This is a genomic window from Pseudomonas sp. MF09150 (assembly GCF_059862355.1).
Window position 1 is genome coordinate 33,149 of sequence record NZ_JCBCUS010000019.1, and the last position, 20,873, is coordinate 54,021.

Annotated in this window: 18 protein-coding genes and 3 tRNA genes; 17 read left to right on the plus strand and 4 right to left on the minus strand. The window is 60.1% G+C overall.

The features are described 5' to 3' along the window. Nucleotides 1–59: 59 nt before the first annotated feature. From tpiA to AC19YX_RS34450, 12 genes are all read left to right on the plus strand, one after another. Nucleotides 60–815: a triose-phosphate isomerase gene (gene tpiA / locus AC19YX_RS34395; RefSeq protein WP_020299914.1), complete on the plus strand. Its 756-nt coding sequence runs from the start codon at nt 60–62 to the stop codon at nt 813–815. Between the two features lie 4 nt (nt 816–819). Beyond that, a complete protein-coding gene (secG, locus tag AC19YX_RS34400) occupies nt 820–1,203 on the plus strand; it encodes a preprotein translocase subunit SecG (RefSeq protein WP_078469786.1) in 384 nt (127 codons plus the stop codon). A gap of 29 nt (nt 1,204–1,232) precedes the next feature. Further along, nucleotides 1,233–1,318: transfer RNA gene (locus AC19YX_RS34405), tRNA-Leu, on the plus strand. 96 nt (nt 1,319–1,414) lie between these two features. After that, nucleotides 1,415–1,491 (plus strand) — tRNA-Met (locus AC19YX_RS34410). 130 nt (nt 1,492–1,621) lie between these two features. Then, a complete protein-coding gene (rimP, locus tag AC19YX_RS34415; protein ID WP_020299912.1) occupies nt 1,622–2,080 on the plus strand; it encodes a ribosome maturation factor RimP in 459 nt (152 codons plus the stop codon). 47 nt (nt 2,081–2,127) lie between these two features. Next, a complete protein-coding gene (gene nusA / locus AC19YX_RS34420) occupies nt 2,128–3,609 on the plus strand; it encodes a transcription termination factor NusA (RefSeq protein ID WP_020299911.1) in 1,482 nt (493 codons plus the stop codon). Nucleotides 3,610–3,636: 27 nt separating this feature from the next. Continuing rightward, complete coding sequence (gene infB, locus AC19YX_RS34425) at nt 3,637–6,162, plus strand: translation initiation factor IF-2 (RefSeq protein WP_020299910.1); 2,526 nt, start codon at nt 3,637–3,639, stop codon at nt 6,160–6,162. Nucleotides 6,163–6,321: 159 nt separating this feature from the next. After that, entirely contained in the window at nt 6,322–6,723 is a 402-nt protein-coding gene (gene rbfA, locus AC19YX_RS34430) for a 30S ribosome-binding factor RbfA (protein ID WP_078469788.1), read from the plus strand. Nucleotides 6,724–6,726: 3 nt separating this feature from the next. Continuing rightward, nucleotides 6,727–7,644 carry a tRNA pseudouridine(55) synthase TruB gene (gene truB / locus AC19YX_RS34435; protein ID WP_020299908.1) on the plus strand — a complete coding sequence of 306 codons (918 nt, stop codon included), beginning with the start codon at nt 6,727–6,729 and terminating at the stop codon, nt 7,642–7,644. A gap of 116 nt (nt 7,645–7,760) precedes the next feature. After that, nucleotides 7,761–8,030 (plus strand): 30S ribosomal protein S15, encoded by a 270-nt coding sequence (gene rpsO / locus AC19YX_RS34440; protein ID WP_020299907.1) that lies wholly within the window; start codon nt 7,761–7,763, stop codon nt 8,028–8,030. 196 nt (nt 8,031–8,226) lie between these two features. Then, a complete protein-coding gene (gene pnp, locus AC19YX_RS34445; protein WP_020299906.1) occupies nt 8,227–10,332 on the plus strand; it encodes a polyribonucleotide nucleotidyltransferase in 2,106 nt (701 codons plus the stop codon). A gap of 135 nt (nt 10,333–10,467) precedes the next feature. Further along, a tRNA-Thr gene (locus AC19YX_RS34450) sits at nt 10,468–10,543 on the plus strand. Between the two features lie 10 nt (nt 10,544–10,553). Here the strand turns inward: AC19YX_RS34450 and AC19YX_RS34455 are convergent. Next, nucleotides 10,554–11,099, minus strand: coding sequence for a hypothetical protein (locus tag AC19YX_RS34455; protein ID WP_500607989.1), 546 nt, complete (start codon nt 11,097–11,099; stop codon nt 10,554–10,556). Between the two features lie 316 nt (nt 11,100–11,415). Between AC19YX_RS34455 and AC19YX_RS34460 the strand changes: the two genes are divergently transcribed. Further along, complete coding sequence (locus tag AC19YX_RS34460; RefSeq protein ID WP_201129424.1) at nt 11,416–11,721, plus strand: DUF6388 family protein; 306 nt, start codon at nt 11,416–11,418, stop codon at nt 11,719–11,721. 63 nt (nt 11,722–11,784) lie between these two features. On the opposite strand, the gene nadC is transcribed toward AC19YX_RS34460, so the two are convergent. Next, entirely contained in the window at nt 11,785–12,633 is an 849-nt protein-coding gene (gene nadC, locus AC19YX_RS34465; protein WP_078469790.1) for a carboxylating nicotinate-nucleotide diphosphorylase, read from the minus strand. Between the two features lie 352 nt (nt 12,634–12,985). Between nadC and AC19YX_RS34470 the strand changes: the two genes are divergently transcribed. From AC19YX_RS34470 to AC19YX_RS34485, 4 genes are all read left to right on the plus strand, one after another. Next, nucleotides 12,986–15,205, plus strand: coding sequence for a DUF1631 domain-containing protein (locus AC19YX_RS34470; RefSeq protein ID WP_201129425.1), 2,220 nt, complete (start codon nt 12,986–12,988; stop codon nt 15,203–15,205). A 63-nt stretch (nt 15,206–15,268) separates the two neighbouring features. Then, a complete protein-coding gene (gene ampD, locus AC19YX_RS34475; RefSeq protein ID WP_078469792.1) occupies nt 15,269–15,829 on the plus strand; it encodes a 1,6-anhydro-N-acetylmuramyl-L-alanine amidase AmpD in 561 nt (186 codons plus the stop codon). Beyond that, nucleotides 15,826–16,662: a regulatory signaling modulator protein AmpE gene (gene ampE, locus AC19YX_RS34480; RefSeq protein WP_201129427.1), complete on the plus strand. Its 837-nt coding sequence runs from the start codon at nt 15,826–15,828 to the stop codon at nt 16,660–16,662. The genes ampD and ampE overlap by 4 nt, the downstream gene beginning before the upstream one ends. A 1,544-nt stretch (nt 16,663–18,206) precedes the next feature. Further along, nucleotides 18,207–18,911, plus strand: a complete 705-nt coding sequence (locus tag AC19YX_RS34485) for a methyl-accepting chemotaxis protein (RefSeq protein ID WP_443217306.1) — start codon at nt 18,207–18,209, stop codon at nt 18,909–18,911. Nucleotides 18,912–18,932: 21 nt separating this feature from the next. On the opposite strand, the gene AC19YX_RS34490 is transcribed toward AC19YX_RS34485, so the two are convergent. Both AC19YX_RS34490 and cra read right to left on the minus strand, forming a co-directional pair. After that, on the minus strand, nt 18,933–19,718 hold the full coding sequence (locus AC19YX_RS34490; RefSeq protein ID WP_500607990.1) for a TatD family hydrolase: 786 nt from the start codon (nt 19,716–19,718) through the stop codon (nt 18,933–18,935). Between the two features lie 2 nt (nt 19,719–19,720). After that, nucleotides 19,721–20,716 carry a catabolite repressor/activator gene (gene cra, locus AC19YX_RS34495; protein ID WP_078469796.1) on the minus strand — a complete coding sequence of 332 codons (996 nt, stop codon included), beginning with the start codon at nt 20,714–20,716 and terminating at the stop codon, nt 19,721–19,723. Between the last annotated feature and the right edge of the window lie 157 nt (nt 20,717–20,873).

The following is a 20,873-nucleotide window of genomic DNA, read 5'->3' on the forward strand; positions in this document are numbered from 1 at the left end:
TTGCCAGTGTTAACGCGGTTGGGTAACATCTGCGCCCACTTTGACCGACGAGGTACAGCATGCGTCGCCCTATGGTAGCTGGTAACTGGAAGATGCACGGTACCCGCGCCAGCGTCGCTGAGCTGATCAATGGCCTTCGTCATCTGGCCTTGCCTAGCGGTGTTGATGTCGCGGTATTCCCTCCTTGCCTGTATATCAATCAAGTGATTGATGGCCTGAAAGGAAAGTCGATTTCGGTCGGCGCGCAGAATTCTGCGGTGGAATCCATGCAAGGTGCGCTGACGGGTGAGATTGCTCCCAGTCAGTTGGTGGACGCAGGTTGTTCTCTGGTGCTGGTTGGGCACTCTGAACGCCGCCTGATCATGGGCGAGCGTGATGTGACTCTCAACCGCAAGTTCGCAGCAGCACAGGCATGTGGCTTGAAGCCGATACTGTGTGTGGGGGAGACCCTGGAGCAGCGCGAAGCCGGTAAGACCCTGGAAGTTGTCGGGCGTCAACTGGGCAGCATCATCGAAGAGCTGGGTGTTGGCGCTTTCGCCAATGCGGTCATCGCTTACGAGCCGGTCTGGGCCATTGGCACCGGGCTGACTGCTTCACCGCAACAGGCGCAGGATGTGCACGCAGCCATTCGCGCGCAGTTGGCGGCAGAGAATTCTGAGGTCGCACGAGGTGTGCGGCTTCTATACGGCGGCAGCGTGAAGGCGGCCAATGCGGTCGAACTGTTCGGCATGCCGGATATCGATGGGGGGCTCATTGGTGGAGCTTCCCTGAATGCAGATGAGTTCGGTGCGATTTGTCGCGCCGCGGGAAACTGAAAAAATGCTGGAAACAGTCGTAGTCGTTTTTCATCTGCTGGGCGCTCTGGGCGTAGTTGCTCTGGTTTTGCTGCAGCAGGGTAAAGGTGCGGATGCTGGTGCGTCTTTCGGTGCAGGTGCTTCAAATACTGTGTTCGGAAGCCAAGGTTCCTCTACCTTTCTTAGTAAGTTTACTGCTATACTTGCCGCAGGTTTCTTCATAACCAGCTTGGGGTTAGGTTACTTTGCTAAAGAGAAAGCTCATGAGCTGACTCAAGTAGGTTTGCCAAACCCAGCGGTGTTGGAAGTTCCAAAGCAAAAGCCGGCTTCTGATGATGTACCGGTGCTTCAAGAGCAAAAGTCGGCTAACACTGCGACTGACGTACCTCCAGCTCAAGAGCAAAAGTAAGAAGGGTTTCACGCAGTAACGCAGTATTTGCCGAGGTGGTGGAATTGGTAGACACGCAACCTTGAGGTGGTTGTGCCCATAGGGTGTAGGGGTTCGAGTCCCCTTCTCGGTACCAATTATCAGGAGAGCCCGCTGTTGCGGGCTTTCTTGTAGGTGGAAGGTTACATTGACCCTTAAGGGGATCGGTCGTATACTTCCGCCCCAGCTTTGTCGCGGGGTGGAGCAGTCTGGTAGCTCGTCGGGCTCATAACCCGAAGGTCGTCGGTTCAAATCCGGCCCCCGCAACCAGTTTTAGCGGAGCCCCTTTTCAGGGGCTTTTTGTTAGCTGGACACTTTATAACGCCGCTATTCAACGGCGTTTCCGGGATGGGCGCTTCGCCCATTTTTTATTTGCACAAGCATGCACGAGGGGGTTCAGGTGTCGAGCAAGCTAGAACAGTTGCAGGCCTTGTTGGCCCCGGTGGTCGTGGCCCTTGGCTATGAATGCTGGGGTATCGAGTTTTCAGCTCAAGGCCGCCACTCACTGTTGCGCGTTTATATTGATAAAGAAGGCGGTGTGCTGGTGGACGATTGCGCCATCGTCAGCCGTCAGATCAGCGGTGTTCTGGATGTCGAAGATCCAATCACTGTTGAGTACACCCTTGAAGTTTCCTCTCCTGGCATGGAACGCCCGCTGTTCACTCTTGAACAGTTTGCCAAGTATGTCGGTGAACAAGTGAAGATCAAGCTGCGCTCGCCTTTCGAAGGTCGGCGTAATTTTCAGGGCCTTCTCCGCGGGATAGAGGAGCAGGACATCGTGGTGCAGGTAGAAGACCATGAGTTCCTGTTGCCGATCGATATGATCGACAAGGCCAACATAATTCCCAGTTTTGACTGAGACGCGGATCCCGCGGATCCAATGGCTTGCGAAAGGCGAGGCGTACGATGAGCAAAGAAGTACTGCTGGTTGTTGAGTCGGTATCCAATGAAAAGGGTGTACCGGCAAGCGTGATTTTTGAAGCGCTGGAGCTGGCTTTGGCCACGGCTACCAAAAAGCGTTTTGAAGACGAAGTTGACCTGCGTGTGGAAATCAACCGCCACACCGGTGCCTACGAGACTTTCCGTCGCTGGACTGTCGTCGAGGAAGCCGACCTGGACGATCCTGCGATCGAAACCTGGCCGAGCAAGGTTGCTGAAACGCATCCTGGCGCCAAGGTTGGCGACGTCGTTGAAGAAAAGATCGACTCCATCGAGTTCGGCCGCATCGCTGCACAGACTGCCAAGCAAGTCATCGTGCAGAAGGTTCGCGAAGCTGAGCGTGCTCAAGTCGTCGATGCCTATCGCGAGCGCCTGGGTGAAATCATCTCCGGCACCGTGAAAAAAGTCACCCGCGACAATGTGATCGTCGACCTGGGTAACAACGCAGAAGCGTTGCTGGCCCGTGAAGACATCATTTCTCGCGAAACTTTCCGGGTTGGCGTGCGCCTGCGTGCGCTGCTCAAGGAAATCCGCACCGAGAACCGCGGCCCTCAGCTGATCCTGTCGCGTACCGCGCCGGAAATGCTGATCGAGCTGTTCCGTATTGAAGTGCCGGAAATCGCTGAAGGCCTGATCGAAGTAATGGCTGCCTCCCGTGACCCGGGTTCGCGCGCCAAGATCGCGGTCCGCTCCAAAGACAAGCGCATCGACCCGCAGGGCGCGTGCATTGGTATGCGCGGTTCGCGCGTCCAGGCCGTTTCCGGTGAGTTGGGTGGCGAGCGTGTGGATATCGTCCTGTGGGATGACAACCCGGCGCAGTTCGTGATCAACGCCATGTCCCCGGCTGAGGTTGCGGCAATTATCGTTGACGAAGATGCCCATGCCATGGACATCGCCGTTGGCGCAGACAATCTGGCCCAGGCCATCGGTCGCGGTGGTCAGAACGTGCGTCTGGCCAGCCAGTTGACTGGCTGGACCCTGAACGTCATGACCGAATCGGACATCCAGGCTAAGCAGCAAGCAGAAACCGGCGACATCCTGCGCAACTTCATCGACGAGCTGGAAGTCGACGAAGACCTGGCGCAGGTGCTGGTAGATGAAGGCTTTACCAGCCTGGAAGAGATTGCCTACGTACCGTTGGAAGAAATGCTCAACATCGACGGCTTTGACGAAGACACCGTCAACGAGCTTCGCGCTCGGGCCAAGGATCGCTTGTTGACTAAAGCCATCGCTACTGAGGAAAAGCTGGCAGACGCCCATCCGGCCGAAGACCTGCTCTCGCTTGAGGGTATGGACAAGGATTTGGCGATGGAACTGGCGGTGCGCGGCGTAATTACCCGCGAAGACCTGGCCGAGCAGTCTATTGACGACCTGCTCGACATCGACGGCATTGACGATGATCGTGCCGGCAAGTTGATCATGGCCGCCCGAGCCCATTGGTTCGAGTAATTAGGCGCGGCCTGAGGAGAGAAGTGCATGACGCAAGTCACGGTGAAACAACTGGCCGATGAGGTCAAAACACCGGTAGAGCGCCTGTTGCAGCAGATGCGTGAGGCAGGTCTGCCGCACACCGCCGCCGAGGAACATGTGAGCGACAGTGAGAAGCAGTCGTTGCTGACTCACTTGAAAAGCAGCCACAAGGCGAAAGTGGAAGAACCGCGCAAGATCACTTTGCAGCGTAAAACCACCAGCACCCTGCGTGTTGCTGGCAGCAAAAGCATCAGCGTTGAAGTACGCAAGAAGAAAGTCTTCGTACAGCGCAGCCCGGAAGAAATCGAAGCCGAGCGCAAACGCGAACTGGAAGAACGTCGCGCAGTAGAAAATGCTGCACGTCAGAAGGCTGAAGAAGAAGCCAAGCGTCGCGCCGAAGAAGAAGCGCGTCGCCAGCCTGCTGCTGCGCAAACCACGACTACCGAAGTTGCTGCAGCTCCTGCCGCAGTTGCCGAGCCTGTGCGTGAAAGCGCGCCGGTCGTGGCCGCTGCTCCAGCCCCTGCTGTCGACACTCGCAAGCGTGAAGAACAGCGCCGTCCTGACAAACCACGTGCCGACGATAACAATCGTCGTGGCAGTGGCGATGGTGAGCGCAAAAACGCTCCGCATCGTGCTTCGGTCAAGGAAAAGGCACCGGCACCTCGCGTTGCCCCACGTACTACCGACGAAGAAAGCGATGGCTTCCGTCGTGGTGGTCGCGGCAAGGCCAAGCTGAAAAAACGCAACGCCCACGGTTTCCAGAGCCCAACCGGCCCTGTCGTGCGCGAAGTGAAGATCGGCGAGACCATCACTGTGGGCGATCTCGCTCAACAGATGTCGGTCAAGGCAGCTGAAATCATCAAGTTCATGTTCAAGCTGGGCACTCCGGCCACCATCAACCAGGTACTGGATCAGGAAACTGCCCAACTGGTTGCTGAAGAGCTGGGCCACAAAGTGACCCTGGTCAGCGACACTGCCCTGGAAGATTCCCTGGCCGAGTCCCTGAAGTTTGAAGGCGAGACCTTCTCCCGTGCACCAGTCGTGACCGTAATGGGCCACGTTGACCACGGTAAGACCTCGCTGCTCGACTACATCCGTCGTGCCAAGGTAGCGGCCGGCGAAGCCGGTGGTATCACCCAGCACATCGGTGCATACCACGTTGAAACCGAACGCGGCATGGTCACCTTCCTCGACACCCCAGGTCACGCCGCGTTTACCGCCATGCGTGCCCGTGGTGCCAAGGCGACTGACATCGTGATCCTGGTGGTTGCAGCGGACGACGGCGTGATGCCGCAGACCATTGAAGCTGTCCAGCACGCCAAGGCCGCTGGTGTTCCACTGGTTGTTGCAGTGAACAAAATCGACAAGCCGGGCGCCGATCTCGATCGCATCCGTAGCGAACTGTCGGTTCACGGCGTGACCTCGGAAGAGTGGGGCGGCGACACCCCGTTCGTATCGGTTTCGGCGAAAGTCGGTACTGGTGTGGACGAGTTGCTCGAAGCTGTTCTGCTGCAGGCTGAAGTCCTGGAACTGAAAGCGACTCCGTCGGCTCCTGGCCGTGGCGTCGTGGTTGAATCGCGTCTCGACAAAGGTCGTGGCCCGGTTGCTACCGTTCTGGTTCAAGACGGTACCCTGCGCCAAGGCGACATGGTGCTGGTCGGTTCGAACTATGGCCGCGTTCGCGCCATGCTCGACGAGAACGGCAAGCCAATCAAGGAAGCCGGTCCTTCCATCCCTGTCGAGATCCTCGGCCTGGACGGTACCCCGGACGCTGGCGACGAGATGAGCGTGGTTGCCGACGAGAAGAAAGCCCGTGAAGTGGCTCTGTTCCGTCAAGGCAAGTTCCGCGAAGTCAAGCTGGCCCGTGCTCACGCCGGCAAGCTTGAAAACATCTTCGAGAACATGGGTCAGGAAGAGAAGAAGACGCTCAACATCGTCCTCAAATCCGATGTCCGTGGTTCGCTGGAAGCGTTGAACGGTGCCTTGAACGGCCTGGGTAACGACGAAGTGCAAGTGCGTGTTGTGGGTGGCGGTGTCGGTGGTATCACCGAGTCCGACGCCAACCTGGCACTGGCCTCCAACGCTGTACTGTTCGGCTTCAACGTGCGTGCCGATGCTGGCGCTCGCAAGATCGTCGAGCAGGAAGGTCTGGATATGCGTTACTACAACGTGATCTACGACATCATCGAAGACGTCAAGAAAGCCCTCACCGGTATGCTTGGCAGCGACGTGCGGGAGAACATCCTGGGTGTTGCTGAAGTCCGCGACGTGTTCCGTTCGCCGAAGTTTGGCGCGATCGCCGGTTGCATGGTTATCGAAGGTGTTGTGCACCGTAACCGTCCAATCCGTGTACTGCGTGAAGACATCGTTATCTTCGAAGGCGAGCTGGAATCCCTGCGCCGCTTCAAGGATGACGCTTCCGAAGTACGTGCCGGCATGGAATGCGGTATCGGCGTGAAGAGCTACAACGACGTCAAAGTCGGTGACAAGATCGAAGTCTTCGAGAAGGTTCAGGTTGCTCGCAGCCTCTAACTCGCGCACTTCAAGGGCCGCTATGGGCTGCAGCATGAAACATGCTCGGACCATAGCAGGACTCTAAACGCAACGCCCGGTCTGGCTTCTGTCAGGCCGGGCGTTTGCCGCTTTCAGACCATGCGGGTTTCACCGCAGGGCAGTAACAGGTAACAAGACATGGCAAAAGAATATAGCCGTACCCAACGTATCGGCGATCAGATGCAGCGTGAGCTGGCACAGCTGATCCGTCGTGAAGTGAAAGACCCGCGCGTCGGTCTGGTGACCATCACCGCCGTGGAAGTCAGCCGTGACGTCGGTCACGCCAAGATTTTCATCACCGTGATGGGCCAGGACAGCGCTGAAGACATCGCTCAAAGCATCAAGGTGCTGAACTCGGCGGCAGGCTTCCTGCGGATGCAGTTGGCCCGTGAGATGAAGTTGCGCAGCGTTCCGCAGTTGCACTTCCACTACGACGAAAGCGTCGTGCGTGGTGCCCACCTGTCGGCCCTGATCGAACGTGCCGTGGCTGAGGACAATCAGCACCCGGTTGCGGCAGAACCCGAAGACACCAAGGAGTAATCGGTGGCTCAGGTCAAACGTATCCGTCGTAACGTCAGCGGCATCATCCTGCTCGACAAGCCGTTGGGGTTCACCTCCAACGCTGCCTTGCAGAAGGTGCGCTGGCTGCTGAATGCTGAAAAGGCCGGGCATACCGGTAGCCTCGACCCGCTGGCCACTGGCGTATTGCCGCTGTGCTTCGGTGAGGCGACCAAGTTCTCCCAGTACCTGCTCGACTCCGACAAGAGTTACGAAACCCTGGCGCAACTGGGCAAGACCACGACTACGGCGGACGCCGAGGGCGAGGTTTTGCAGGAGCGCCCGGTGACCGTTGGTCGCACCGATGTCGAAGCGGCGTTGCCGAGATTTCGCGGGCAAATCAGTCAGATACCGCCGATGTACTCGGCACTCAAACGTGATGGCCAGCCGCTGTACAAGCTGGCTCGTGCAGGCGAAGTAGTGGAGCGCGAAGCGCGTTCTGTTACTATTGCGCGCTTGGAATTACTGGCCTTCGAAAGCGATACTGCGCGGCTTGCAGTGGATTGCAGCAAAGGCACCTATATCCGCACCCTGGTGGAGGATATTGGTGAAGAGCTCGGCTGTGGCGCTTACGTTGCTGAACTGCGACGTACCCAGGCCGGACCTTTCACCCTGGCGCAGACGGTCACGCTGGAAGAGTTGGAAGCGGTACATGCCGAAGGCGGCAACGAAGCGGTCGACCGCTTCCTGATGCCATCGGACAGCGGCCTGCTGGATTGGCCGCTGTTGCAGTTCTCGGAGCACAGCTCGTTCTACTGGCTCAACGGCCAGCCGGTACGAGCCCCGGATGCCCCGAAGTTCGGCATGGTACGGGTACAGGATCACAACGGTCGTTTCATCGGTATCGGTGAAGTGAGCGAAGACGGGCGCATCGCGCCGCGTCGATTGATTCGGTCAGAATGACCGGACGAGGGTGGCTGTTAATAGGCATGGTCACTTCTCATTTTAAAATACGAGGGTTTGCCCTCGGCCTATTGAAGCGGTTCTCGCGAATCGTTTCCTGATAAAAGGATTGCCTCATGGCTCTCGACGTTCAAGAAAAAGCTCAAATCGTAGCTGACTACCAGCAAGCTGTTGGTGACACTGGTTCGCCAGAAGTGCAAGTTGCACTGCTGACCCACAACATCAACAAACTGCAAGGTCACTTCAAGGCCAACGGTAAAGATCACCACTCCCGTCGTGGTCTGATCCGCATGGTAAACCAGCGCCGTAAGCTGCTGGACTACCTGAAAGGCAAGGACGTGAGCCGTTACAGCTCGCTGATCGCTCGCCTGGGTCTGCGTCGCTAATAAGCGATTGCGCTAGAGGTTGGTTGTTTGCTGTGCGTCAGCGGGTTTCCCGCTGGCGCATGGCAGGCTCCCAGCCTCAAGTTTTATCTGGACAATAGTTTTACCTGGACAATGACAGCTGGGCCGATTCCCGGCGTTGCCCAAGAATTTCGCAAGAAGACAAGTTCCCCAAGAGCCACAAAGAAGGTAGGACACCGTGAACCCGGTAATCAAAAAATTCCAGTTCGGTCAGTCGACCGTTACCCTCGAGACTGGCCGTATCGCCCGTCAGGCCTCCGGCGCAGTATTGGTCACCGTTGACGACGACGTCAGCGTATTGGTGACCGTAGTCGGTGCCAAGCAAGCCGATCCAGGCAAGGGCTTTTTCCCTCTGTCCGTTCACTACCAGGAAAAGACTTACGCTGCCGGTAAGATCCCTGGCGGTTTCTTCAAGCGTGAAGGCCGTCCTTCCGAGAAAGAAACCCTGACCTCGCGTCTGATCGACCGTCCGATCCGCCCTCTGTTCCCAGAAGGCTTCATGAACGAAGTGCAGGTTGTCTGCACCGTGCTGTCCACCAGCAAGAAAACCGATCCGGACGTCGCTGCGATGATCGGTACCTCGGCTGCGCTGGCGATCTCCGGTATTCCATTCGACGGCCCGATCGGCGCCGCTCGCGTTGCTTTCCATGAAAGCACCGGCTACCTGCTGAACCCGACTTACGAGCAACTGAAAGCATCGAGCCTGGACATGGTCGTTGCCGGTACTTCGGAAGCCGTGTTGATGGTTGAGTCGGAAGCCAAAGAGCTGACCGAAGACCAGATGCTGGGCGCCGTACTGTTCGCCCACGACGAGTTTCAGGTGGTGATCAACGCCGTCAAGGAACTGGCCGCCGAAGCCGCCAAGCCAACCTGGACCTGGGCTCCACAGCCAGAAGCCACCGCACTGCTGGGCGCTATCCGCTCCGAGTTCGGCGAAGCCATCTCCCAGGCTTACACCATCACCATCAAGGCTGACCGCTATGCGCGCCTGGGTGAGCTGAAAGACCAGGTCGTCGCCAAGCTGTCCGGTGAAGAAGGCCAGCCGACTTCCAGCGAAGTCAAAGCTGCCTTCGGCGAAATCGAATACCGCACCGTTCGCGAAAACATCGTCAACGGCAAGCCACGTATCGACGGCCGCGACACCAAGACCGTACGTCCGCTGAACATCGAAGTCGGCGTTCTGCCAAAGACCCACGGTTCGGCTTTGTTCACCCGTGGCGAAACCCAGGCCCTGGTTGTTGCAACTCTGGGCACCGCCCGTGACGCACAGCTGCTGGACACCCTGGAAGGCGAGAAAAAAGACCCGTTCATGCTGCACTACAACTTCCCACCGTTCTCGGTAGGTGAGTGTGGTCGCATGGGTGGCGCCGGTCGCCGCGAAATCGGTCACGGTCGTCTGGCTCGTCGTTCGGTTCAGGCCATGCTGCCTGCTGCCGACGTGTTCCCGTACACCATCCGCGTGGTATCGGAAATCACCGAGTCCAACGGTTCCAGCTCCATGGCTTCGGTCTGCGGCGCTTCCCTGGCTCTGATGGACGCTGGTGTGCCGATGAAGGCACCGGTTGCCGGTATCGCCATGGGTCTGGTTAAAGAAGGCGAGAAGTTCGCCATCCTGACCGACATCCTGGGTGACGAAGACCACCTGGGCGACATGGATTTCAAAGTAGCCGGTACCGCCAAAGGTGTGACCGCGCTGCAGATGGACATCAAGATCAAAGGCATCACCGAAGAAATCATGGAGATCGCCCTGGGCCAAGCCCTGGACGCGCGCCTGAACATCCTCGGCCAGATGAACCAGATCATTGGTCAGTCGCGTAACGAACTGTCGGAAAACGCTCCGACCATGATCGCGATGAAAATCGACACCGACAAAATCCGTGATGTCATCGGTAAAGGCGGCGCGACCATCCGTGCGATCTGCGAAGAGACCAAGGCTTCGATCGATATCGAAGACGACGGCTCGATCAAGATCTTCGGCGAAACCAAGGAAGCCGCAGAAGCCGCGCGTCAGCGCGTTCTGGGCATCACCGCGGAAGCCGAGATCGGCAAGATCTACGTCGGCAAGGTTGAGCGCATCGTCGACTTCGGCGCATTCGTCAACATCCTGCCTGGCAAGGACGGTCTGGTTCACATCTCGATGCTGAGCGACGCTCGCGTAGAGAAAGTGACCGACATCCTGAAAGAAGGCCAGGAAGTGGAAGTACTGGTACTGGACGTGGACAACCGCGGCCGGATCAAGCTGTCCATCAAAGACGTGGCAGCGGCCAAGGCTTCGGGCGTTTAATCGCACCCGCGCCTGACGCTTCAGCGTTATGAAAATGCCCCGCAGTGAAAGCTGCGGGGCATTTTTTTGTCCGCCCGTTACCGAGACGGTGGCGACGGTGGACGCGGATCAAAGCTGTGCTAGGTTTAGCTCACTGCCCGTGTAGCTCAGTCGGTAGAGCAGCGCACTCGTAACGCGAAGGTCGCAGGTTCGATTCCTGTCTCGGGCACCAGCGCCCCCCATCACTTCACTTTTCTGCTCAACTCCTCGACCGTGCGCTTGAGCTGGTCCAGGGCTCGGTCCTGGTCGCTGACTTCACGCTTGAGGCTGGACAAGTCGCTGGCGCTCGAACTGGAGCCAGCGCTGCGCTTGAGATCGTCCAGTTGTTTGCCGAGGTTCTTCAGGTCGCTTTGCTGCTCACGAACGGTGCGCTTGAGGTCGGACAGTTCACTGGCGTTCGAACTGGAACTCGAGCCGTTGTTGCGCTTGAGCTCTTCGATAAGGCGCGCCTGGTCCTTGATGGTTTTTTTCAGGGTTTCGATTTCAACCGAGTTGCTCTTGACCGTGCTCTGCAGCTTTTCCATCCCATCAATACTGAAGTCGCTTCGGACCACGACGTCCTTGCCGAATGAGTTGTGCACGGCAGCCAGTTTGTCCGAATACGAAGGGTGGTCAGAACTGAGTTCAACCCCTGCCTGAGCCGTGTTGGGCAGCACCATACTGCCGAGCAGCAGGGCAGCCATGCCGGTTGCAAACAGGGTGGCCGGAAGCTTCGAAAAATTGCGCATCACCTGAATTCCTTGTGAGGTGCCTAGATGGCACATCGCTATGACTTTGTGCTGTGGAACTTGTTCCTGGGCGTCTGCACAAATGGTCGACACCTGACGGCGTCGGCTTATTTGTAGATTTGATGTAACGACTCGTATAAATCGTCAGCCAAAGGTCCTATATTCGGACTTTGCACGAACACCCCCGTAGCAGTTTTCAGATGATCCCCGAATGGTTCTGAAGGCCAGACAAACCGGGCTTGTCACGGTTTTTTGCGTCAGAGAGATCCTTGATGATCCAGATCCATCTTCCATTCCCCAGATCAACGAGAACGACATGACCGCTAAAGCATTGACCCAAGAAGCCAGACACGAAGAAGCACTCAAGCAGTACCTGCTGGACTCGCCGCAGTTGGCGGAAGAGATCAAGGACCTGAGTGCCGACGATCAGAAAGACCAGATCCAATGGGCGTTTGAGGATGAGGCAGAAGCCCAGGGCTTGCAGCCGTGGGAACTGACGTTGAAGTACACCTCGACCCCGGAAGAGTTCGAGGCGGCGCGCCTGGTTCTGCACAAGGAGGCGGCAGAGGTATTGGGCGTGGATTGGGAAGAGTACTGCGAGATGAACAATCTGGTGGTTTAAAAGCAGCTACAAGCTGCAAGCCAAAGCAGATCAGCTTGCGGCTTGCAGCTTGTGCCTTGTCACTTAGATGCTGAGCCGCATCGACAGATCCACCGCTTTCACATCCTTGGTCATGGCACCAATCGAAATGTAATCCACACCCGTCTCGGCGATGGTGCGCAAGGTGCTTTCGTTGATCCCGCCGCTGGCTTCGAGCTTGGCCTTGCCGGCATTCAGACGCACCGCTTCGCGCATGTCATCCAGGCTCAACTCGTCGAGCATGATGATGTCCGCCCCGGCTGCCAGAGCTTCCTGCAGCTCTGCCAGGCTTTCCACTTCGATTTCGACCGGCTTGCCCGGGGCGATCTTGTGGGCGGCCTTGATGGCTTCAGGGATGCCCCCGCAGGCGGCGATATGGTTTTCCTTGATCAGGAAGGCGTCGTACAGGCCAATGCGGTGGTTATGGCAGCTGCCGCAGGTCACGGCGTACTTTTGTGCCAGGCGCAGCCCTGGAAGCGTTTTACGCGTATCCAGCAGCTTGACCTGGGTGTCGGCGACGAAGTCGGCATAGTACTGCGCGCGGGTGGCGACGCCGGACAACAGTTGCAGGAAGTTCAGCGCGCAGCGCTCGCCGCTGAGCAGGGAGCGTGCCGGGCCTTCGAGGTGGAACAGCGCCTGGTTGGGGCTGACCCGATCGCCATCGCGGACCTGCCAATGCACGGCAACCCGCGGATCCAACTGCCGGAACACCGCATCGACCCAGGCCGTGCCGCTGATGACCGCCGCCTCACGGGTAATGATGGTGGCTTTGGCCAGGCGCTCGGCCGGGATCAGTTGCGCGGTGATGTCGCCGCTGCCGATGTCTTCGAGCAACGCACGGCGCACGTTGGCTTCGATTTCGGCGGTCAAATCGGCGAGACGTAGATTCGGCATAACGGGCTCCACTAACAAAGTGGGGCCGATTATAGGGCCATGCCGTGAGTGAACCCAAGGCGCGCGCACGGCACTTATCGCGTGTGTCGTCGCCTTTTGTCGCATCAATCGAGTCATTTGCCGTTATTGACGGTCATAAATTGCGGGCTATTTCAAAGGATCAGCAGAGTCTGCTGGCACTCGGAACGCTTTTTGCCAGATAATCCGCCTTGTAATTGGCGTCATGGCTTTGACGTCCTCTTGTTTCCCCTGAAAATCCCCATGCAGTGAGTGCCTGCAGGTACTCGACTGTGAGCGGTCGGCGCCCGCCATTTTCACCTTGAAGCACAGCGACACCTTTCTGGAGGCTTGGATGCACAACGACGGGAATGTAGTGCCTTTGCACAAGGCGGCTACCGATCAGGCGACCGCGTCGCCGCTCGCCCGCCTGCCTGTGATTCTGCTCCAGGTGCGTGACAAGGCCGCACAGCAGCTGCGCCACGGCTTGCAGGAGTTGTTCGATAACGCGGACGACACGCTGTTTGAAATGGCCGACAGGGCGCAAAACAATGTCGACCAGAACACCTTCTTCGAGGCCATGCGCGACCTGCGCCTCAAGCGCAAAAGCATCGAGCGCGGCTTTCTCGAAATGTTCTTCGAGGCCTTTGTCGGCCTTGTGCAGTACGATCCGACTGCGGCGGCACACCAGGCGGTGAGCTACGACCCCGCAGCGCAGTCGAGCCGTGACGATCTGGAGCGGACCGTGGCCGTCGACGCCATGGTGGCCAAGGTGCTCAATCGCGATGGCCTGGCGTTGGGCCAGCTGCATGCACGCCTGGCTGCGCTGCTTGGCAAACGCCTGGATCAACGCAGCAACCCCCTGGGGCCGACACTGCTCTGCGAGTACTTTATGCAGGCGGGGCGCAACCTGGGGGTGGAGATCAAGGTCAAGCTGATCATCCTCAAGCTCTTCGAGCGTTACGTGCTCAGCGAAGTCCACCAGTTGTACGCCGAAGCCAACCAGCTGTTGATTGCCACTGGCGTCCTGCCTGAGCTGATGCCCGCGCCGGCCCGTCGCAGCACCGATCGCACCGCCCCCGACACCCATGCCAGTGCCAGCGAGGCCGCAGTCAAATCGGGCGGGCCGCAGATCGACGACAGTGTCCAGGAAGTGTTTGCCGCCTTGCAGGAGCTGTTATTCCACGTGCGTGGCAGCGTTGCCCCGACCCTCGAGGCCAGCGCCGAAACCCAGCCAATCTCGACCCGCGACTTGCTGCGCCTGCTTTCGCACCTGCAACAATATGTGCCGGCCGGCGCCCAGGACGACTTCGACCTGCGCAATCAGCTTGAGCAATTGCTCACTCGGGTCAGCGTCAAGAGTGGTAAATCCCGGGTGGTCGGGGTGGCCGATGAGGATGTGATCAACCTGATTGCCATGCTTTTCGAATTCATTCTCGATGACCGCACCGTGCCGGACTCGCTCAAGGCATTGATCGGCCGCCTGCAGATCCCGATGCTCAAGGTCGCGGTGCTGGATAAGAGCTTCTTCAGCCGTGGCTCCCACCCGGCCCGGCGCCTGCTCAATGAAATTGCTGCGGCCGCCCTGGGCTGGGGCGCCTGCGACGATCATCAGCGCGACAGCCTGTACCTGCGGATCGAGCAGGTGGTGCAACGGCTGCTGAATGATTTTGTCGATGATCCGGCGATTTTCTCCGAGTTGCTCGCGGACTTCCTGGCCTTTACCGCCGATGAGCGGCGCCGCAGCGAACTGCTCGAACAGCGCACCCGCGATGCCGAAGAAGGGCGGGCCAAGGCCGAGCTGGCGCGTCGGCGCGTTGAGCAGGTGCTGAACCACGGCTTGCTGGGCAAGGTATTGCCCCAGGTGGTGGTGGAGTTTGTGCAGCAGGCCTGGAGCAAGGTGCTGTTGCTGACCTGCCTCAAGCACGGCGAGCAGTCGTCCGAGTGGCAAGCCGCCGTGCAGACCATGGAAGAGCTGGTGTGGAGCGTTGAGCGCCACGATGAGCCCGATGCCGCCCTGCAACTGCTGAACCTGGTGCCGGGGTTGCTCAAGGGGCTGCGAGACGGACTGAGCAGCGCCGCATTCGATCCTTTTGCCACCAGTGAGTTTTTCAGCCAGCTGGAAGTCTTGCACCTTCAGGTTTTCGAGCGCCTGACCCCAAACCCCGAGCCCCGGGTTGTCGCCCTCGAAACCCAGGCACCAGCGATGGTTGCGGTGGAGCAGGAAATAGTCCTGGCGTCGGCCGAAGAGGGCCCCCTGGAAGCCGCGCCCGTGGCCCTGGCCGCCAACGACACCAGCCTGCTGCTGGTGGACCAGTTGCGCCTGGGTGCCTGGGTCGAGTTTCAGGAAGACGAGGAAAACACTGTGCGCTGCAAATTGGCGGCCATCGTCCAGCCCGGCGCCAAGTACATCTTCGTCAATCGCACCGGGATGAAGGTCCTGGAACGCACCCGCATGGGCCTGGCCCTGGAGTTTCACCGCGCCGCCGTGCGCACCCTCGACGATACCTTGCTGTTCGACCGGGCCCTGGAATCGGTGATCGACAACCTGCAGCGCCTCAATCGCGGCAAGTGATCGCAACCTGGGCCTGGATCGCGGCATACTGAGCCACCCAAGGCTCTAGTTGAAGGAATCTGTATGCAGTTGGACCCTGCCAGTGGTTGGTGTCACGGCGTGCGCCATTGCCCGTCGCCCAACTTCAATCTGCGCCCTTGCGATGAAATTTCCCTGCTGGTGATTCACAACATCAGCCTGCCTCCAGGGCAGTTTGCTACCGGTAAAGTGCAGGAATTCTTTCAAAACCGTCTGGATGTCACCGAACACCCTTATTTTTCCGGGATCGCCGAGCTGCGGGTGTCTGCGCATTTCCTGATCGAGCGTGATGGCAGCGTGACCCAGTTTGTCTCGTGCCTGGATCGCGCCTGGCATGCCGGAGTGTCCTGTTTCGAGGGGCGCGAGACCTGCAACGACTTTTCCCTGGGCATTGAACTGGAGGGCACCGATGAGTTGCCGTTCACCGATGCCCAGTACCACTCGCTGATTGCCCTGACCCGGCAGTTACAGGCTGTATACAGCGCTATCACCGTGCAGCGGATTTGCGGTCATAGCGATATCGCCCCGGGTCGCAAGACCGACCCGGGACCAGGTTTTGACTGGGCGCGCTATCGCGCAGCCCTGGAAAGGGGGGACGCACAATGAGTTTTCTGGTGTTGCTGCTGGCTGTCTGGGTCGAGAAGTTTTCCGCCCTGCGTCATCGCGTGCAGCGCGACGGTGCCTGGCTCGGGGAACTGGCCCGGTTGCAAGCCAGCCCGCGGTTGGGCAATCGGCCCTGGTTGATCCTCACGTTGCTGGTGCTGTTGCCGGCAATCCTGCTGGGCATGCTGCTGTGGGTACTGGAGCCGGTGGCCTATGGCTTGCTGGCGCTGCCGGTGCATTTGCTGGTGGTGATCTACAGCCTGGGGCGTGGCGATCTGCTGGGGGGGCTCGGACCGTTTCGCGATGCCTGGCGCCGCGAAGACCTGCAGGCCGCGGCCCATGTCGCCCAGCGTGACCTGGGGATCTGCGCCGACAGCGGTGAGCAGTTGCTGGAGCGGGTGCAAGGGCATTTGCTGTGGCAGGCCTATCAAAGCTTCTTCGCGGTGATTTTCTGGTACTTCCTGCTGGGGCCGGTGGCGGCCTTGAGTTATCGGCTGCTGGCCCTGGCCGCCGAGCACGGCACGGCGCCAGCCCTGGTGGAGCGCGCCGGGCAATTGCGGCATGCCTTCGACTGGCTTCCGGTGCGTTTGCTGGCGGCGAGCTTTGCCCTGGTCGGCAACTTTGTCGCGGTCAGCCGGGTGATGCTGCATGAGCTGCTGAACTGGAACATCAGCGCTGCACAGTTGGTGGAAAAGGTCGGCCTGGTGGCCGGCGAAATTCCCGCTCCGGTGGCGGGCGCCGATGGCGTCAATAGCCTGGACCAGCTCTGGGAGTTGCTGCTGCGCGCGGCCCTGCTGTGGTACGCAGGCTTTGCCCTGTGGACCGTGCTGGGCTGATTGACCCGGGTCGGGGCTGCCCGCCAGCCCTGACCCGATCCCCGCCTCAAACCCTTCTCGCATCCCCCAGTACCCGCGCCGGTTTCCCGCGTGCGGTTAACTTTAAGTTACAAACCCTTTCGCCGATTTGAGCTATACAGACGTGACGCTCAATAGTGGCACTCTGACCCTTTTGCGCGGCTGCCCATAACAATAAAAAGCCCGAAGGGAGACTACTTTTGAAGAGTTTGCTCTATCCCGCCGTCGCACTGATGAACCGCCTGAGCTTCGGCATGAAGTTCAGCCTGATCAGCGTGTTGTTCTTCCTGCCGATGCTGGTCACCAACTTCTACCTGGTGCGCGATTCCTATCGAGAGTTCCAGGGCACCCAGGTCGAGCTGCAAAGCCTCGACCTGCTGGGCAGCAGCCTGACCTTGCGGCGCGACCTGGAAACCCTGAACAACCTGGTGCAGATCAACGCCACCCTCGGCCAGTCCGCCAAGGGCGGCGATACCGAGAGCAAGATCAGCGCCCTGGAGCGCACCGTGCTCGAACGCCTGCAAGGCTTGCGTGCGGTGGCGGTCGATCCGGAGCAGATCGGGGTATTCGACGCCAAGCGCGATGAAATGATCGCGGCCTTCAAGGTCCAGCAAAGCGAGAACTCGCTGCAGAGTAAAAGTGCGTTGATCGGCAAGCTGCTGGGCAGCGCGCAAATCTTCAGCCAGATCATCGCCAGCCAATCGGGCCTGAGCCGGGATGGGCAGAGTGATATCCGCCAATTGAGCGAACTGGTGACCAGCGTCACCCCGCAGATCACCCAGACCCTGGGCGAGGGGCGGGCGATGGGTGCCTACTCCCTGGGCCAGGGCTTTCTCAACTCCTCGGCCAGCACCCGCTTCGACGAGTTGCTGGTGCAGATTGAAAAACTCCAGGCCGAGTACGGCCTCAAGCTGCAAGACGCCCTGGGGTTGAGCAAGGCCGCCCACAGCGCGCTGGACGGCCTGGCCAGCGCCAGTAAAAGCAGCCTGAAACAGGCCAGTGAGCTGTTCGAGGAAAAGGTGGTGATGGCCGACACCCTCGACACGCCGTGGCAGGGCTTTTACGACCAGGTCAGCGGCCTGATGGATCAGACCTACCAGCTCAACGAAGCGACCCTGAAGTTTCTCGGCGTCGAACTGCAACAGCGCCTGGGACAGAACCGCAGCCACATGGTGCTGCTGGTGGCGGCCCTGGCCGGGGTGTTTTTGCTGATTGTCTACCTGTACGGCGGTTTCTACGCCTCGACCCGGACCACCCTCCGGCGCCTGGGGGCGGTGATGGACAAGGTCGCGGCGGGGGACATGACGGTCAGTTTCACCGCCCACAGCCGCGATGAGCTGGGGGAGCTGGGCAAAGTGTTCAACGGCACCGTGGCCAAGATCCACGATCTGATCGAGCTGGTGGGGCAGACCGTGGGCGAAGTCGAGCGCCAGGCCGGGCAAGTCGAGAGCGTGTCGGCGCAAAGCAACCAGGCGGTGGCCGGGCAGCGCAGCCAGATCGAACAGGTGGCCACGGCGATGAACCAGATGTCGGCCACCGCCCAGGAAGTGGCCCGCAGCGCAGCGGCGGCGGTCAGCAGTGCCCACAGCGTCAACGACGAGACCATCAATGGTCGAGGCCTGGTGGAATCGCAGCAGGACAGCATCGCCCTGCTTGCGGGGGAGATCGACCAGTCGGTGCGGGTGATCAACCAGCTGGCCAGTGACAGCCAGTCCATCAGCCGAGTCCTGGAAGTGATCAAGAGCATCGCCGAACAGACCAACCTGCTGGCGCTCAATGCCGCCATCGAGGCTGCTCGGGCCGGCGAGCAGGGGCGTGGTTTTGCGGTGGTGGCCGACGAGGTGCGGACCCTGGCCAAGCGCACCCAGCAATCCACCGAGGAAATTGACCAGATGATCGCCAAGCTGCATGGCGGCGTGGGCGCAGCGGTCAAGGCCATGGGCGTCAGCCATGAGATGGCCAGCGGCACCGTGGGGCAGTCGGAAAAGGTCCAGCAGGCCCTGGAGAACATTCTTGGCGCGGTGGGCATGATCGTCGACCAGAACCAGCAGATTGCCGCGGCGGTTGAGCAGCAGACCGCCGTGGCCCACGACATCGATCAGAACATTGTCGAGATCAACCGGGCCGGAGAGCGCACCGCCGAGGGCGCGCACCAGACCGAAGACGCCAGCCGCCGGTTGTCGGCGCAGGTGGTGCAGCTAAAGCAGCTGATCAGCGCGTTTCGCGTCTGACGGCCGCTACCGCCGGCCACTTCAGGCGGGTGGCCAGTTGAACAGCTCGCAGGCGTTGGCCGTGCTCGCAGCGGCCAGTTGTTCGGCGCTCAGGCCCATGATCTGCGCCAGGGCGGCGCAAATGGCCGGCAGGTGTTGCGGGCTGTTGCGCTGGCCGGGGTACATGGCCGGCGCCATGTCCGGTGAGTCGGTCTCCAGCACCAGCGCTTCCAGCGGCAAATCGGCCAGCACCTTGTGCATACGCAGGGCCTGGGGCCAGGTCGCGGCGCCGCCGAGGCCCAACTTGAACCCCAGCTTGATGTATTCCCGGGCTTCCTCGCGGCTGCCGGCGAACGCGTGGATGATCCCCGCGCGCTTGAGCTTGAAGCGCTTGAGCGTGGCGATCACCGCGGCATGGCTGCGCCGTACATGGAGCAGGGCCGGGAGCTGGAAGTCGGCCGCCAGTTGCAGTTGCGCCTCGAACAGCTGCTGCTGACGCGGGCGGTCCAGGTGTTCAAGAAAGTAATCCAGGCCGATCTCACCCACCGCACACACCTGCCGATGGCCGGCCAGGCGTGCCAGCCAGTCACCGAGGTGCGTGAGGTCGGCGGGCTGGTGCTGATCGAGGTACACCGGGTGCAGGCCGAAGGCGGCGTACAGCTCGCGGTCGCCTTGCACCAGGTCCCAGATCCGCTGCCAGTTGTCCTGATACACCCCCAGCAGCACCATGCGCCGCACCCCGAGGGCGCGGCTGTCGGCCAGCAACGCCGTACGGTCGGCGTCGAAGTCCGGGAAGTCGAGGTGGGTGTGGGTGTCGATCAGCTCCACGTTCAGGCCTCGTGAATACGCTGCTTGAAAGTCCGGGGGATGGCGTGCACGCCAGGCTGGTAATGGGCTTGCTCGACGGCGGCCAGGGCCAGTTGCAGGGCCTGGTCGGCAATCAGCTGATGCTGCTGGGCCATGGCATTGACCGGCAGTGGCAGGAAGTCCAGCAACTGGGTGTCGCCGAAGGTCCCCAGGCGCAGTGGCCGCGATTTGAGCGGGAAGTCGTGCAGGGCATCGAACACCCCCTGCAACAGCACATAAGAAGTAGTGACCAGCGCATCCGGCAGATGCCCCAGGCGCTGCAACAGCTCTTGCATCAATTGCCGGCCGCAATCGCGACTGAAGGCCTCGCCATGCTCCACCAGCACCTCGCCGGCGAAGCCCGCCAGCGCCTGCTGGAAGCCCGCGCGACGATCCTGGCTGATGCTCAGCTCGGGGCGTGCGCCGATCAGCACGATCTGCTTGGGCTGGGGCTGCAGTAGGCTGCGGGTCAATTGCAGGCTGGCCTGCTGATCGTCGCTGATCACCGAGCAGAACAGCTCGGGCTGCATCACCCGGTCGATGGCAATGATCGGCAGGCCCTGGGCTTGCAGGGTGCGGTAGCTGTCATCGTCGGCGGGCAGGCAACTGGCGACGAACAGGGCGTCGCAACGCCGTGCGCGAAACAGTTGCAGCAGTTGCCGCTCGCTGTCCGGGGCATCGTCGGAGCTGGCGATCAGCAACTGATAACCACGGGCGCGGGCGCCTTGTTCCAGCAACTTGGCGATCCGCGCGTAACTGGGGTTTTCCAGGTCCGGCAGGATAAACCCGAGGGTGCGCGTGCGTCGGCTGCGCAGCCCGGCGGCCTGGGGGTTGGGGGTAAAGCCGTGCTCCTCGACCACCGCGCGCACCCGTTCGACGGTGGCGTTGCTGATGCGTTGCTGTTCGGCTTTGCCGTTGATGACGTAGCTGGCGGTTGTCACCGACACACCGGCCAGCCTGGCTATATCACTGAGTTTCAACCCGGGATTTCCTTGTTTTTTTGGTGCTTGCCGGACATTTTCGTCAATCCTACCCGATAAGGGCAGGCGACCATTGTCGCAACATGCATTCGACCGGTAGGGCTTCAAGGATGAGAGATTATCGAGTAACGTGCCAAACATTCTAGATTAAACGTTT